Source organism: Mesorhizobium sp. M1328, assembly GCF_040318075.1.
Classification (GTDB): domain Bacteria; phylum Pseudomonadota; class Alphaproteobacteria; order Rhizobiales; family Rhizobiaceae; genus Mesorhizobium.
Genome location: NZ_JAMYLO010000024.1, coordinates 1 through 15,404 on the forward strand (window position 1 = coordinate 1; position 15,404 = coordinate 15,404).

15 protein-coding genes are annotated in these 15,404 nt (G+C 64.5%); 7 read left to right on the top strand and 8 right to left on the bottom strand.

The genetic code is table 11. The annotated features are described in order from the left end of the window. Positions 1–11: 11 nt before the first annotated feature. The 5 genes from NKH23_RS29130 to NKH23_RS29150 all read right to left on the bottom strand — a co-directional run bounded on the left by NKH23_RS29130 (position 12) and on the right by NKH23_RS29150 (position 5,602). Entirely contained in the window at positions 12–962 is a 951-nt protein-coding gene (locus tag NKH23_RS29130; protein WP_352915710.1) for a substrate-binding domain-containing protein, read from the bottom strand. Between the two features lie 233 nt (positions 963–1,195). Next, on the bottom strand, positions 1,196–2,203 hold the full coding sequence (locus tag NKH23_RS29135; protein WP_352915698.1) for an aldo/keto reductase: 1,008 nt from the start codon (positions 2,201–2,203) through the stop codon (positions 1,196–1,198). Between the two features lie 250 nt (positions 2,204–2,453). After that, entirely contained in the window at positions 2,454–3,248 is a 795-nt protein-coding gene (locus NKH23_RS29140) for a tetratricopeptide repeat protein (protein WP_352915699.1), read from the bottom strand. Then, positions 3,205–3,525, bottom strand: coding sequence for an OmpA family protein (locus tag NKH23_RS29145; RefSeq protein ID WP_353035999.1), 321 nt, complete (start codon positions 3,523–3,525; stop codon positions 3,205–3,207). Before NKH23_RS29145 ends, NKH23_RS29140 begins: the two co-directional genes overlap by 44 nt. A 163-nt stretch (positions 3,526–3,688) precedes the next feature. Next, entirely contained in the window at positions 3,689–5,602 is a 1,914-nt protein-coding gene (locus tag NKH23_RS29150; protein WP_353036001.1) for a coiled-coil domain-containing protein, read from the bottom strand. 430 nt (positions 5,603–6,032) lie between these two features. Between NKH23_RS29150 and NKH23_RS29155 the strand changes: the two genes are divergently transcribed. The 6 genes from NKH23_RS29155 to NKH23_RS29180 all read left to right on the top strand — a co-directional run bounded on the left by NKH23_RS29155 (position 6,033) and on the right by NKH23_RS29180 (position 12,775). Beyond that, a complete protein-coding gene (locus tag NKH23_RS29155) occupies positions 6,033–6,257 on the top strand; it encodes a hypothetical protein (RefSeq protein WP_352799302.1) in 225 nt (74 codons plus the stop codon). 155 nt (positions 6,258–6,412) lie between these two features. Further along, the gene (gene ligD / locus NKH23_RS29160; RefSeq protein WP_353036003.1) at positions 6,413–8,911 is read left to right on the top strand and encodes a DNA ligase D; all 2,499 of its coding nucleotides are present in this window, start codon (positions 6,413–6,415) and stop codon (positions 8,909–8,911) included. Positions 8,912–9,132: 221 nt separating this feature from the next. Then, positions 9,133–10,044: a non-homologous end joining protein Ku gene (gene ku / locus NKH23_RS29165; protein ID WP_353036005.1), complete on the top strand. Its 912-nt coding sequence runs from the start codon at positions 9,133–9,135 to the stop codon at positions 10,042–10,044. A 59-nt stretch (positions 10,045–10,103) separates the two neighbouring features. Then, complete coding sequence (locus NKH23_RS29170) at positions 10,104–11,135, top strand: tetratricopeptide repeat protein (RefSeq protein ID WP_352912834.1); 1,032 nt, start codon at positions 10,104–10,106, stop codon at positions 11,133–11,135. A 215-nt stretch (positions 11,136–11,350) separates the two neighbouring features. After that, positions 11,351–11,995 (top strand): alpha/beta hydrolase family protein, encoded by a 645-nt coding sequence (locus NKH23_RS29175; protein WP_352912637.1) that lies wholly within the window; start codon positions 11,351–11,353, stop codon positions 11,993–11,995. Positions 11,996–12,004: 9 nt separating this feature from the next. Further along, positions 12,005–12,775, top strand: a complete 771-nt coding sequence (locus tag NKH23_RS29180) for an exodeoxyribonuclease III (RefSeq protein WP_352912638.1) — start codon at positions 12,005–12,007, stop codon at positions 12,773–12,775. Positions 12,776–12,814: 39 nt separating this feature from the next. Here NKH23_RS29180 and NKH23_RS29185 read toward each other — a convergent pair whose 3' ends face one another. The 3 genes from NKH23_RS29185 to NKH23_RS29195 form a co-directional block, all read right to left on the bottom strand. Beyond that, complete coding sequence (locus NKH23_RS29185; protein WP_352912639.1) at positions 12,815–13,279, bottom strand: GFA family protein; 465 nt, start codon at positions 13,277–13,279, stop codon at positions 12,815–12,817. Positions 13,280–13,375: 96 nt separating this feature from the next. After that, positions 13,376–13,579: a tautomerase family protein gene (locus tag NKH23_RS29190; protein ID WP_353036007.1), complete on the bottom strand. Its 204-nt coding sequence runs from the start codon at positions 13,577–13,579 to the stop codon at positions 13,376–13,378. A gap of 34 nt (positions 13,580–13,613) precedes the next feature. After that, on the bottom strand, positions 13,614–14,354 hold the full coding sequence (locus NKH23_RS29195; protein WP_352912641.1) for an SDR family oxidoreductase: 741 nt from the start codon (positions 14,352–14,354) through the stop codon (positions 13,614–13,616). A gap of 100 nt (positions 14,355–14,454) precedes the next feature. On the opposite strand from NKH23_RS29195, the gene NKH23_RS29200 reads away from it, so the two are divergent. Then, the gene (locus tag NKH23_RS29200) at positions 14,455–15,360 is read left to right on the top strand and encodes a LysR family transcriptional regulator (RefSeq protein ID WP_352979396.1); all 906 of its coding nucleotides are present in this window, start codon (positions 14,455–14,457) and stop codon (positions 15,358–15,360) included. Positions 15,361–15,404 lie beyond the last annotated feature (44 nt).

The following is a 15,404-nucleotide window of genomic DNA, read 5'->3' on the forward strand; positions in this document are numbered from 1 at the left end:
GCCGGCTTTGCCTACTTCGTCTCGCCCAGCCTTTCCGCCTTGTCGAGATTGTCCTTGCCGATGACGATCGGCGTCAAAAGCACCAGCTTTTCCTTCGGCTCGGTCTTGTCCCTGGCGTACGCGACCGCGATCTGCACGGCGGTGCGCGATTGTTCGCCGGGGAATTGCTCGACCGTGCCGGCCAGTTTGCCGTCGCGCACGGCGACCAGCGCTTCGGGAAGCGCGTCGAAGCCATAGATCTTGACGTCGGTGAAGTTGCGCGCCGCGCAGGCTTCAACCGCGCCAAGCGCCATGTCGTCATTGGCGCAGATGATCGCGTCGGGCTTGCCGTTGGCGGCAAGGCCTGCCTCGGTGACGGACAGCGCCTCGGCGCGGGCGAAGTTTGCGGTCTGCTCGAAGATGATCTGGTACTTGTCCTTCATGGGATCCAGGACGTTGTGGACACCCTTGTTACGGTCGATCGCCGGGCCGGCGCCGGGCTGACCCTGCAGATGGAAGATCTTGGCGCCGTTCGGGAACGCCGCCACCATGGCCTGCGCTTCGGCCTCGCCGCCCTTGACATTGTCGGCGCCGACATGGGCGAGGATGCCTTCGACGCCCTCGACGCGGCGGTCGATGGTGACGACGGGAACGCCGGCCTTGACCGCTTCCTCGATAGCTGGGGCCAGCGCGTTGACGTCGAGCGGCGAGATGACGATGGCGTTGACCTTCTGCACGAGTGCCGCTTCGATATCGGCGGTCTGCTTGGGCGCCGAATTCTGGCCGTCGCTCTCGACCAGGTTGACGCCTTGCGCCTGCGCCTCAGCCTTGATCTGGTTCAGCATGTGCACGAAGAACGGAAAGCCGAGGCTCGGCACCGAACCAAGGATGGTCAGCTTGTCCTGGGCAAAAGCCAATTGCGGAGCGGCCAGCGCCAAGGCGCCCATCGCCGCGGACGACAGCAGGAATTCACGTCTGTTGATCAATGTAGTCTCCTCCACATAAGCGCACGAGCCCCAAAACCGGAATGGGTTTCCGGCAAGTTCCTGCGTCGATCCAAAATATGGAGTGTCCTTTGAGCGCCCAACTCGCTTTGAATGAGGGGACGCAACGGCGCTCCAACCGGTCCACCGCGACGTTTTCTCCTCCGCTCGGCGCCGGCACGCGGATGCTAGCCAAGGCGGGAGCTTTGCGCAAGAACGGGAGAAGGCAAGACCTACCGATCGATCATCACCATGGTGCGCTCGCCGTAGCGCGGACCGGCGACCTTGCCGGGCGCCAGCGCGTCGTCGAGCACCTGCATCTCGGCGGCGTCGAGCCTGATCGAAGCCGCGGCGACGTTCTCCTCGAGGTATTTTCTGCGCTTGGTGCCGGGGATCGGCACGATGTCGACGCCGAAGCCGCTCCCCTTGTGGAGCAGCCAGGCCAGCGCGATCTGACCTGGCTTGACGCGCTTCGCCGCGGCAAATTCAAGGACAGTGGCCGCCGCCTGCATGTTGGCGTCATAGTTGGCACCCTGGTAGCGCGGGTCGCCGCGCCGGTAATCGCCCTCCGAATAGTCTTCTGCACGCCTGACATCGCCCGTGAGAAAGCCGCGGCCGAGCGGCGAGAACGGCACCAGGCCGATGCCGAGCTGCTTCAGCAGGGGAATGATTTCCGGCTCCAGATTACGCTCCCAAAGCGAATATTCGCTCTGCACCGCCGATACCGGATGCGCCGCATGTGCCAGGCGGATATTGGTGGCACCGGCTTCCGACAGGCCGAAGAAGCGGACCTTGCCCTCAGCGATCAGTCGGCCGACCACACCGGCGACGTCTTCGATCGGCACGGCCGGATCGACGCGGTGTTGGTACAAAAGGTCGATATGGTCGGTGGCGAGCCGGCTGAGCGAGCCCTCGACAGCCTCGCGGATATGCTCTGGCCGGCTGTCGCGCTCGGTGCCGATCTGCTTGCCGTTTTCGATGCGGAAGCCGAACTTTGTGGCGATCGTCACCGCGTCGCGCCGGCCCTTCAGCGCGCGGCCGAGCAGTTCCTCGTTGGCGAACGGCCCATAGACCTCCGCCGTGTCGAAAAACGTGCAGCCGAGCTCGATGGCGCGGTGCAGCGTGGCGATCGACTCCGCCTCGTCGGCCGGACCGTATGACTGGCTCATGCCCATGCAGCCGAGACCAATTGCCGAGACTTGCAGCCCCTGGCTGCCGAGTTTGCGCTTTGTCAATGTCATCTGAGGTTCTCCGGGGTCGGTGTCGCAGTCCAAGCCGCCATATCCCATATAGCGCGCCGGTTGGGTTTCCACAGCCGATAGCTGACCGGCCATTTGAATCCAGGTCAAAGTGCGCCGCATCGATGCGCTTACAGTGTCCGCTGTCTTGGGAAGGCGCAAGGAGGCGGGTGGTCCGGGCCGGAAAGGCCAGAAGCAGCTAGCTTCGGACCACCCGTGGCCTTGATTGATGCGATCGCCACCAATCACACCATCAGTTGGCAGCGGTGCGCATATAAGACCAATCGCTGGCAGCGTAGCGGCCACCCCTTCGTGCCACGGCGAGCACGCGCCATGCGAAGGCTCCCTTATGACTTGAGAGAGCCACGTTCAGGCTCGAAATATCGACAAAGCCGGAATAGATCTCACTTGAACCAGATGGCACAAGTGCGAGCAACTCCACGAAGAAGCGCACTCCCTCTGGTTGCTGGCGTGCCGTCCACACGAGCTCGACACTATTTGCGCTGGAGCCAATCAACTCGCCATATGTAGGCGCGATGAGTATTGGAGCGGAAAGCGTCGCGGCCTTTGCGCCATCAGAGCGAATGGCAGTCAGGCGCGCGCGAGCAGCCGGGAGACCGGATGCTTTGAACCACGCACGGGCGAGATCGACGTTTTGCGGAACGCCTTGCCCTGCCTCGTAAAGCTGGCCGAGATTATATGCCGCTCTTCGAATGCCATGAGAGGCCGCACGCGCGTACCATGTGGCGGCTTGCGCCATATCCGGGGACACGCCGCGGCCGCTGTCAAGCATGATGGCAACATTGAATTGTGCTTCGGGCAGACCCGCTTCTGCAGCACGGCGGTACATGTCGAAGGCGAGCCGAGCACCTGTCGGCCCGCCCATCAAGTCTTGTCGCAATGCCTCGCGAAACAAAGCACTCGGATCCTCGGCGCTAGCCGGCGTCACCGACTGTGCGAACGCGAGCAATAGACTGGCCGCGGTCACGAAGCGGCGCACGGCGTTAGCGCCAGGTGATCTCGACACGACGGTTTTCAGGTTCGGCAATACCCTCTTCGGTCGGAACCGCGAGTTCTGTTTCGCCTTTCGCCAGGACCTGGAACCGGTCGACCGGAAGTCCGCGATCGAGCAAAGCTTTCAGCACCGCTGTCGCCCTGCGCTGAGAAAGCAAGAGGTTCCGCGCTGGTGTTCCGACACGATCGGCACTGCCAGTAACGATCATGACTTGCGGCTTGCCCTCGTTGAAGGCGCGAGACGCTTGATCGAGGACTTCTCTGTCCTTGGGAAGAATTGTGCTGCTGCCGGTGCCGAAATGGATGACCAATGGGGCCGGTCCACTTTGTGGTTTCGCGCTTTCCGGCGTCGCGGGCGAAGGCGGATCTGTTTGCGCGAAAGCAGATGTGCTTCCCAACAGGACAATAAAGGCGAGATGGCGAACAAAGCAACTGAGGTTCATATCAGACTCCTGTTTTGCGCTACCTTACTAGTTACCGCCCAATTGCCACTTCGATAGTTCCGGGGCGGGGGAGTGAACCATCGTCCGCAAATGCGCGCTGGATGAGTGCAGCTTCCACAAGCCCAGCCGCTATACGCTCTGCGCTTGGTCGATCTTCATTATAAAAGTACATGACTTCGTTTGCCCGAGAGCTTGTGGGTGAATTGCCAGATTTTACGACGTCGAGCCCCTGGGCTCGCAGACTCCGCTCAAGGGTCGCCGCTCGTGTCCGCGCGGAATCGCGGTTACGCGCAAAGCGCAGAATGACTCGTGGAGTTGTATCTGGGGGCAGAACGATATCAGGCGATGTGCCGATGGTTGCGGTAGACTGAGGCTGAGACGACTCTTGAGGCTGAAATGCTTCAGCAAACTGCTTTTCAAGGCGATCCATCTGCTTTTCAAGGCGATCCATGCCGGCATGATTGTCCGTCGCCTGCCGCCGCAATTTCTCGATCTGAGCCACGAGCTCGGACCGCTGGCGATCGAGTGCGGCCGCATCCGGCGACGGCGCCCGGGCGACGTCGCTCACCTGCGCTCGCAACTGCGCCAGCTCCGTGCGATCGGCGGTCGCGTCCTGCCGCAGCTTTTCGATCTCGGCCACGAGCTCTGCCCGCTGGCGATCGAGCGTAACCGCATCCGGTGACGGTGCCCGGGCGGCTTCTCTCACCTGTGTCCGCAGCTGCGCCAGGGCCGCACGGTCGGCGGTCGCCGCCTGCCGCAGCTTTTCGATCTGAGCCACGAGCTCGGACCGCTGGCGATCGAGTGCGGCCGCATCCGGTGACGGTGCCCGAGCGATGTCGCTCACCTGCGCTCGCAACTGCGCCAGCTCCGTGCGGTCGGCGGTCGCCGCCTGCCGCAGCTTCTCGATCTGAGCCACGAGCTCTGCCCGCTGGCGATCGAGCGTAACCGCATCCGGTGGCGGTGCCCGGGCGGCTTCTCTTACCTGCGTCCGCAGCTGCGCCACGGCCGCACGGTCGGCGGTCGCGTCCTGCCGCAGCTTTTCGATCTCGGCCACGAGCTCGGTCCGCTGGCGATCGAGCGCATCCGGCGGAGGCGCCCGGGCGGCTTCGCTCACCTGCGTCCGCAGCTGCGCCAGCTCCGCGCGGTCGGCGGTCGCGTCCTGCCGCAGCTTTTCGATCTCGGCCGCGAGCTCGGTCCGCTGGCGGTCGAGCGCATCCGGCGGAGGCGCTCGGGCGGCTTCGCTCACCTGCATCCGCAGCTGCGCCACGGCCGCACGGTCGGCGGTCGCCGCCTGCCGCAGCTTTTCGATCTCGGCCGCGAGCTCTGCCCGCTGGCGATCGAGCGCAACCGCATCCGGCGGAGGCGCCCGGGCGGCTTCGCTCACCTGCGCTCGCAACTGCGCCAGCTCCGCGCGGTCGGCGGTCGCCCCCTGCCGCAACTTTTCGATCTCGGCCGCGAGTTCAGTCCGCTGGCGGTCGAGCGTAACCGCATCCGGTGGCGGTGCCCGGGCGGCTTCTCTTACCTGCGTCCGCAGCTGCGCCACTGCCGCGCGGTCGGCGGTCGCGTCCTGCCGCAGCTTTTCGACCAACTGGGGGAGGTTCGTGCTGTCGCCCGCCGCCACCTGCTGCAATTTTTCGATCTGACCCAAAAGTTCGGTCAGCTGGCGATCGAGCGTAGCCGCATCCGGTGGCGGCGCCCGGGCGGCTTCGCTCACCTGCGTCCGCAGTTGCGCCATGGTCGCGCGGTCGATCGTCGCGTCCTGCCGCAGCTTTTCGATCTCAGCCGCGAGCTCGGCCAGCTGGCGATCGAGCGGGGCGGCATCCGTCGAAGCCGCCTGGGCGGCTTCGCTCACCAGCTCCGTGTGATCGGCGGTCGCCTGTTGCCGCAGCTTTTCGATCTCAACTGCGGACGCAGTCGAGAGCGTAATTGTCGCGCCGACGATCAACATACTAGCCAAGAGTATTTTTTGCCAGTTGACACGAAACCAGCCCCTGGATTTCAGCAACTCGGCGCCGCTTGCAGGTGGAACCGCAGCTTTGAGGCCAATGTCTGTCCGTTTTCCGTTCGTCAAAAGAGCGACCTCGGTCGGGGGCTTGCTATCCCGCGACGCCAATTGGAAGACGTGCACCACGAGCCTACGCATAAATTCGAGCTTTTAGCTTCATCCATTCGAGTAAATTCGAGCTTTTAGCTTCATCCATTCGAGGGATGCTTCATCCAGTCCGGGGAAGTGTCACGTCCTGATATATGGACGTCGGGCACTATGCGCCGGCGGTCGTGGGACGCTCGCTCGCCGAAATTGACACGACACCCCGTCTCAGCCATCCTTGAGCTGGCCGTCTTGTCTTGCGGCTCTGCGTGTATGAGCAAATTGCATGGCCAGTTCCGCTACCAGCCAAAAATCCAAGCGCGCCGCGGTGCGCAAGGCGCTCGACCGCCACAAGGTCTACATCACCGCGCAACGTTTTTCGGCCGGCAGCTACAGCGCGCGCGTGCTGGTCGATGGCGAGGCCTATTGGGTCGACGAATTCCGGCTCAGCCAGCTGCAGCAGGGCCTGTCGCCGGCCGAACTCGAATTGACGCCGGCCACCGACGATTGAGCGGCGTGACCTCCCATCCTTCGTCATCCCAGGGCGGTGCAGGAGCGAAGCGACGTCGCGGAGACCCTGGGATCCATGCCGTTACATTGGAGCGCCGCTGCGATGGGATTTTGATGCTGCGCTCGTTGCTTTTGCCCACCACCCGCGCCTAGTCCATGACCGCCCCACCAAAGCTCAAGGCCTATCGCGCCAAGCGCGAGTTCACGAGGACGCCGGAACCGGCCGGCGGTCTGGTTGCCGGTGAGGGCAATCGTTTCGTCGTCCACAAGCATCACGCCACCGCCGATCACTACGATCTGCGCCTGCAGGTCGGCGACGTGCTGAAGAGCTGGGCGGTGCCGCGCGGCCCGTCGCTGAACCCGGCCGACAAAAGGCTGGCGGTCGAGACCGAGGACCATCCGCTCGAATATATCGACTTCGAAGGTGTCATTCCCGAAGGCGAATATGGCGGCGGGCCGATGATCGTCTGGGATACCGGCGTCTGGGCGCCGATGGACGATGTCGAGAAGAGCCTGCGCACCGGCTCCTTCAAGTTCCGGCTGGCCGGCGAAAAGCTGAATGGCGGCTGGATGCTGACGCGGCTGAAACCGAAGCCCGGCGAGGATGAGGGCAAGAAGAACTGGCTGCTGTTCAAGGAGCGTGATCTCGCCGCCGACACCACGCTCGACATACTGGAAGCCCGCCCGGAAAGCGTCAAATCCGGACGCCTCATCGAGGAACTGGTGGCAGCGCCGAAGCCTGCCGCCAAACCTGCCAGGCCGGTGGTGCTGAAACCCGGCGCTTTGCCGGGCGCCGTCAAGACGCCGCCGCCTCCCCGGATCGAGCCGCAGCTGGCTACGCAGGTTCCGAAGCCGCCGGGCGGAGATGACCCCGCGGCCCGAACGGGCGAAGTCTGGCTGCACGAGATCAAATTCGACGGCTACCGCACCATGGCGCATCTCGCCAACGGCGCAGTCAGGCTGATCACCCGCGCCGGCCTCGACTGGACGAAGCGCTATGGCGACCTTCCGCTTGCATTCGCCAGGCTGCCGTGCCGCGAGGCGATCATCGATGGCGAGGTCGTCGCGCTCGACGCCAAGGGCATCAGCCGCTTTGCCCTTTTGCAGGACGCGCTGGCCGAAGGCGCCGGCAACAAGCTCCATTTCTACGCCTTCGATCTTCTGTATCTCGACGGCTGGTACCTGAGACAAGCGCCGCTCCGCCGGCGCAAGGCGCTGCTTTCGCAATTGCTGTCCGGTCTCGGTGCCAATTCGGCCATCCAGCTCAGCGATCATGTCGAAGGCGACGGCCAGGCGCTCTATGACCAGGCATCCGAGATGGGGCTCGAGGGTGTCGTCTCCAAGCGCGCCACGGCGGTCTACCAGAGCGGCCGCACCAAGACCTGGACCAAGACCAAGGCGCTCCAGACCGGCGACTTCGTCATCGCCGGCTACACCGTCTCCGATGCGGCAGAGGGGTTGGCAGCACTCGGCCTCGGTGAATTCGAAGACGGCGAACTGCATTATCGCGGCAAGGTCGGCACCGGCTTCGATGCCGCGACAGCAGGCGAATTGCTGGCGCGGCTGGAGCCATTGCGGGCCGGTGCATCCGCGCCCGAAGGGGTTCCCCGCGAAATCATGCGCGAGATGAACTGGGTGCGGCCGCTGCTTTCGGCGCATATCCACTACGCCAACCGGACCACCGACAATGCGCTGCGTCATGCCGTGTTCCGCGGCCTGCGTGACGTCGGGCTGTCGACGCCGGTTTCGGCCAAGCGCAAGCGGCTGATCGCCGAGGCCGACCTCGCCACAATCTGGGTGACCAACCCGACGCGGCGGCTGTTCGGCAAGACCGGCCCGACCAAGCTCGATATCGCCGTCTATTACGCGCTGGTCGGCGATTTCATGCTGCCGCATATCCTTGGCCGGCCGGTGTCGCTGGTGCGCTGCCCGACCGGCAGACCGCAGGACTGTTTCTTCCAGCGCCATGCCTTCACCGGCATGCCGTCCTCGGTGGCGACCTTCGAGGCGACCAATTCGGAGGGCGAGACCAAATCCTATCTCTCGGTGGAAGACGCCAAGGGCTATCTGGCGCTGGCGCAGTTCGGCGTCGTCGAGTTCCACACCTGGGGCACCCATCGCACGCGGCTCGACAAGCCGGACCTGATCGTCTTCGACCTCGACCCGGGCGAAGGGATCGCCTGGCGCGAGGTGGTTGAGGCGGCGGTGCACATTAAGGGCGAGCTGGAAGCGCTAGGGCTGGTGCCGTTCGCCAAGACCTCCGGCGGGCACGGCATCCACATCACCGTGCCGGTGACACAAAAGCAGAACTGGAAGAAACTGCACCAGGCGACCAGCGCCGTCTCCACGCATCTTGCCGCCACCGCGCCCGACACTTTCACCACCACCATGGGCAAGGACAACCGCAAGCGGCGTATCTTCATCGATTATCACCGCAATGCGCGCGGCCACACCTCGGCGGCTCCCTATTCGTTGCGCGCCCGCACCAACTTGCCGGCCTCGACGCCGGTGAGCTGGAGCGATCTGGAATCCATCGACGCTCCGCAGGATCTGAATTATTCCTCGCTGCCGGGCCTTCTGGCGACGTCGGGCGATCCCTGGGCCGACATGGAAGATTTCGCCCGGGATTTGCCGGTGATAGGCACCGCGAGGTAGTCCTGCGGGCGCGGCCCCAGACTCCATCGACGCTCCGGAAAATTTGAATTATTCTTCGCCACGGACCTCTTGCCTGCAGGCGGCTCTCAGCGGAGGAAGATTTCGCTAGGAATTTGCCGGTATTGTAAGGGGCAATGTAGGATTTCGGCAGCCCCGTTCGTCCTCCGGACGAATGAACGCTGCGAACAGTTCGACAGCACAAGTCCGCGTAGGAGTATTTCATGGCGCCCAGGGCAAGTTGGAAAGGTTACCTCAAGCTCAGTCTGGTCAGCTGTCCGGTCCGGCTCTATCCGGCGACCAGCGCCAGCGAGCGCATCAGCTTCAACCAGCTGCACAAGAAGACGCACAACCGCATCAACATGAAACCGGTCGACCCCGAACTCGGGCTGGTCGAGCGCTCGGACCTGGTCAAGGGCTACGAATACGAGGACAAGCAATACATCATCATCGAGGACGCCGATCTCGATGCGGTGCGTATCGAATCCAATCATACGATGAACATCGAGGCCTTTGTCGACGAGCATTCGGTCGACGTCATCTATCAGGATGCGCCCTACTACCTGGCGCCGGACGGCGCAATGGCCGAGGAGACCTTCGCCGTGCTGCGCGAAGCGATGCGCAAATCCGGCAAGCTGGCGATCGCCCGCCTGGTGCTGTCCAGCCGCGAGCGCGTGGTGACGATCGGCGCGCGCGAGAACGGCATGTTCGTCTGCACCTTGAGAAATCCGAACGAAGTGCGTGGCACGGCTGAATATTTCGGCAATATCCCGGCCGGAAACCCCGATCCCGAAATGCTGCAGTTGGCCGAAGCGCTGATCAAGCAGAAGGAAACCACCTTCGATCCAAAGAATTACGAGGACCGCTACGAGATCGCGCTGATGACGATGATCCGAGAGAAGCTCAAGGGCCACAAGCCTATCATCGCGGCGGCGCCTGAGCGCGGCAATGTCATCAACCTGATGGATGCGTTGAAGGCGAGCCTGTCCCAATCGGCCAAACCGCCGGCCAAGTCGAAGAGCAAGGCCGACGACGCGGCGAAACCGGCAGCCAAAGCAAAGTCCGCCAAGGGCGGCGCCAAGGAAAACCCGCTCAAGGCCAATCTGCTGCAGGCCGTCGGTAAGAGCAAAGGGTGACGGCGCCCACTGGCACGATCTTCGGCACTATCGGCGCGCTCGCGGCGTTTCCGCTTCGCATGGCGGCGCGCGAGGTCGCGCGCCGGCAGGGCCAATTGCGGCGCGGAGTCACCAGACGGACCACCCATGTCGTGTTCGGGCGGACGTTCCTCGCCAAGGCCGATGATGCCGAGATTGAGCGCCGCGTCGTCACCGAGCGCGCGGCCGGGCGCAAGCTGGTCAGTGAGAACGGCTTCCTGCGCCTGCTCGGGCTGATGAAGGCGCCGGAGGCTTCGGCGCTGTCGCGGCAGTCGCTGGTCGACCAATCGCGGCTGACCGGCGCGGATCTCGACCGTTTGTCGCTGTTCGATGCCTTCGAGCACGACGCCGAACCTTACTCCTTTCGCGACCTGATCCTCGCCCGCAAATATGCCGGCCTGGTTGCCGGCGGCGCCTCATGGGGTGCGATTGCGCGCTCGGTGCACCGCTCCGGCCCGGTCGCCTCGCTCACCGCCAAGTCGCTCGCCGTCGGCTCGCTGCATGGGCGGGCCGACGCCATCTATCTCGAAGGCGGCCAGAGCGAGCTCGACGGCCAGTTGCTGTTCGATCTGGGAACGCAGGATGACGATACGCTGGAAGAGCTGTTTGCCGATGCCGAGGCGGCGGAAGAGGCTGACGACCACGAGCAGGCCGCGGCACTCTACCAGCGCTGCCTGGCCATAGACCCGAGCGACGCCATCGCCGCCTTCAACCGCGCCAACTGCCTGCGCGCCGCCGGCCACGCGGCGGAGGCGGCGCACGACTATGCCCGCGCGATAAAGCTCGATCCCGGGTTCGTCGAGGCCTGGTTCAATCTCGCCGGGCTGATGAGCGAAGAGGGGCGGGTAGCCTCGGCGCGCCGCCATTTGCTCAAGGCGATCGCGCTGGATGCGAAGTACGCCGATGCGGTGTTCAACCTTGCGAGGCTGGAGTTCGACGCCGGCAATCTCGCCGAGGCGCGGCGGAGCTGGGTGCGCTATCTTGAACTCGACGCCAGCTCCGAATGGGCGCGTATGGCGGCCAAGGGCGTCCAGTTCGTCGATTTGCAGCTGGCGCGGATGTCGGCAGGGTGAGGTAATCCAATGCCTGCGCTTGAACACCCCCCTCTGTCCTGCCGGACATCTCCCCCGCAAGGGGGGAGATCGGCAGCTTCTCCTTACCGCCCGCCTTCCAACGTTGGTGATTGGCGAAAGCGATGGCGACATCCAATCTCCCCCCTTGCGGGGGAGATGGCCGGCAGGCCAGAGGGGGGTGGGACGGAACGCGGCCTCCATAAGTGGGCCACCCTATGACCACCTTCCTCTTCGACGGTCCCGACACCGCTGCCATCACTATCCTGCTGGCGCATGGCGCAGGCGCTCCTATGGACTCGCCCTCGATGACCGCCACGGCAAAAGCGCTCGCCGCGGCCGGCTTCCGCGTCGCGCGCTTTGAATTCCACTACATGGCGGCCCGCCGCTACGGCCACCGCAAGCCGCCGCCGCGCGCCGAGACGGTTAACCCGGAATACGTCAAGGCGATCGCCGACCTCCGGGCGAAGGGCGTGACGGGTCCGCTCATCATCGGCGGCAAGTCGATGGGCGGACGCGTCGCTTCGATGATCGCCGACCAGATGTTTTCGAAGGGCGAGATTTCAGGGCTGCTGTGTCTCGGCTATCCCTTCCATCCGCCGGACAAACCGACGCAGCTTCGGACAAAACACCTCGCCGATCTCAAGACGCCGACATTGATCTTCCAGGGCACGCGCGACGAGTTCGGGACCAAAGACGAGGTCGCGACCTATGCTCTGTCCGACGCAATCGAGATCTTCTGGCTGGAAGACGGCGACCATGATCTGAAGCCGCGCAAAAACATCTCCGGCTTCTCCACCGCCGATCATCTGAAGACGCTCGCTGATGCGGTGAAGGCGTGGACCGAACGCATCGTGCGCTGAAGCAGGCCGATGAAGATCGCCACCTTCAACGTCAACAACATCAACGGCCGGCTGCCGAACCTGCTCGCATGGCTGGCCGCCGCCAAACCCGACATCGCCTGCCTGCAGGAGCTTAAGGCCAGGCAGACGCAGTTTCCGCGAACGGCGCTGGCGGCGGCCGGCTATGGCGCGGTGTGGGTCGGGCAGCCGACCTGGAACGGCGTCGCCATCCTTTCGCGTGGCTCGGAGCCCGTTCTGACCCGCGACGCGCTGCCCGGCGACGATAGCGACCAGCAGGCGCGCTACATCGAAGCGGCGGTCAACGGCATCGTCGTCGCCTCGCTCTACGCGCCGAACGGCAACCCGCAGCCCGGCCCGAAGTTCCAGTACAAGCTGGCCTGGCACGAAAGGCTGGAGGCGCATGCGGCGCAGTTGCTCGACACCGGCCTGCCCGTGGTGCTGGCCGGCGACTACAACATCGTGCCCGAGCCGCGCGACATCTACCCGACCCGCTCCTATGACGACAACGCGCTGGTCCAGCCGGAAAGCCGCGCATCGTTCCAGCGGCTGCTCGACCAGGGCTGGCTTGACGCGCTGCGTAAGAAGCATCCGACGGAGACGCTCTACACATTCTGGGACTATCGCCGCAATCGCTGGCCGCGCGACGCCGGCCTGCGGCTCGACCATATCTTGCTCAGCAAGAAGCTGTCGCGCCGGCTGGTAGCGGCGGGCATCGACCGCGACGTGCGCGGCGAGACCGGCGCCAGCGATCACGCGCCGGTCTGGGTGGAGTTGCGGTGAAGCATGAAAGCTGGCGCCGCCTTTCCGGGCGGCAACCAGTCAGGTTGGCCGCGCCGCTTCGCGGGCGAACGCTTCGATCAAAGGGGCGTATCCCTCAAGGTCGGGCTGCGTAGCGAAACTGTGGGTAGCGGCGGTCGAAGCCCAGGGCAGCTTTTCCGACGTGAAGACTTCGACGAAAGGCGCATACCAATGATGTTCGTCCAGCATGGTCGCACGAACATTGACGAAAAAGTCCAGGCCATGCGGACGCGTGAACATCCAGTTCTTGCAGTGCGGGCAATAGAGCTGCCGGTGCGGGCCGTGCAGGCCGCCGACCACCGGCTCGCCTTGCGTTATGGCAAAACCGTCGCTGGGCACGGCGATGGTCAGGGAATACGCGCTGGCGCTCAGCTTCTGGCAGCCGGTGCAGTGACACGCCGTCGTCAGCAAGGGCGGCGCGCTGATGCGAAAGCGTATTCCGCCGCACAGGCAACCGCCGTCCCAAGGTAGCTTCCAATCGTCCATCGCTGGCCTCGCGTTAGCTCTGCCAGCGATCTAGCGCGCGACCGCCAAGCTGCAATCTCTCCCTTGACGGTCCCAGAAGGGGGGAGATCGGCAGCTTCACGTCCTTCTCTCAGGGATCGTGAACACCACGTCGGCGCGGCCGTAGCCGCCATCGGCGACCTCCTCGATCAGCACCATCGTGTAGGGGCGCACGCCTTCGCCGAACATCTCGACGAACAGGGCTGTGGTCTTGTGGACGAGGTCCTCCTTCTGTCCGGGGGACAGCGCGCGCTCAGGCACCTTGAAATTTGCAAACGGCATGATGTCGATTTCCTGTTGGTTGTTGGAGGTAAAGTCAGACCGTGCCGCCATTGGCGCGCAGCACCTGGCCGTTGACCCAGCCGCTGTCCGGTCCGGCGAGGAACGACACCACGCCGGCGATGTCGGCGGGCTGGCCGAGCCGCCCGAGCGGGATCATCCTGGTGATCGTCTCGACCAGTGCCTCGGACTTGCCGCCGAGGAACAGCTCGGTTGCCACCGGCCCCGGCGCCACGACATTGACGGTGATGCCGCGCGGCCCGAGTTCCTTGGCCAGCACATGCGTCATGGCCTCGACGCCGGCCTTGGTGGCAGCGTAAACGCCGTAGGTCGGCTGGTAGAGCCCGACCACGCTGGACGAGAAGCTGATGATGCGGCCGCCGTCGCGCAGCCTTCTTGCGCCCTCGCGCATGCCGCGGAAGACGCCACCGAGATTCACCGCGATCTGCTGCTCGAAACCGGCGTCGTCCATCTGCGCGATCGGCGCGAGCTTCATGATGCCGGCATTGTTGACCAGCACGTCGAGGCCGCCAAAGGCCTGCTCGGCTGCGTCGAACAGATGCGCCACGCCCTTGGGATCGCCGACATCGGCCTGGACGGCGATCGCCGTGCCGCCCGCCGCCTCGATCCCGCGCACCACGCCTTCGGCGGCTTCAGCGCCCCTGGCATAATTGACGACGACCGAAAAGCCGTCGCGTGCCAGCCTTCTGGCAATTTCGGCGCCGATGCCCTTCGAGGCGCCGGTTACCAGCGCCACCTTTCCATTCCGCGTAGTCATGTCAGCTCTCCAATTCTTGTCGGCTGAAAATAGGCGATAAATCTTGCGGGATAATCGATCGGCACTTGCCAACACCATTCGGATATGGCGAACAATGGCGATGGACAGTCTCGACCGGATGCGCCTGCTTGCCCGCGTGATCGAGCGCGGCAGCTTCACCGCGGCGGCCGCCGATCTCTCGATGTCGCGATCGACTGCCACCGACGCGATCAAGGACCTCGAGGCGCGGCTGGGGGTGAGGCTGCTCGAACGCACCACGCGCCATGTCACCCCGACATTGGACGGCCAAGCCTATTACCAGCGCTGCCTCGCCATCCTTGCCGATGTCGAGGATGCCGAGGCCGGCTTTCAATCGGCGCAGCCGCAGGGCCTTTTGAGGATCGACGTGCACGGCTTCATGGCCCGCCATTTCATCCTGCCGCGGCTCTCCGAATTCCTCGACCGCTACCCCGGGATCGACTTGCATATCGGCGACGGCGACCGGCTGGTCGATCTGGTGCGCGAGGGCATCGACTGCGTGCTGCGTTCCGGCGAACAGGCCGACAGCGGCATGATCGTGCGGCGGGTGGCAACATTACGCGAAGTCACCAGCGCCAGCCCCGCCTATCTCGAAAAGCACGGCATGCCGGCAACCCCCGACGATCTCGAAGGCCATCTTATGGTCGGCTTCCGCTCGTCGCGGACCGGCGAGGTCATGCCGCTCGAATTCACCGTTGGCGGCGCGTTGCGCTATGTCAGCCTGCCCAACCGGGTGACGGTCAACGGCTCCGACACGATGGCGGAGCTGGCGCGTCTCGGCTTCGGCCTTGTGCAGGCGCCGCATTACCGCTTCGCCGGGGATTTCGCACGCGGCACGCTTGTCGAAGTGCTGCCGGATTACCCGCCGTCACCGACACCGCTGTCGGCGCTCTACCCGCAGAACCGCCAGCTCGCGCCACGGGTACGCGTGTTCATCGACTGGGTGACCGGGATTTTTGGCGAGGATGGGACATCGGGCCGGGTGTGATCGTGCGCCGGGGGCCGCCGGCTACTTTGCGAAGGGCCGCGATC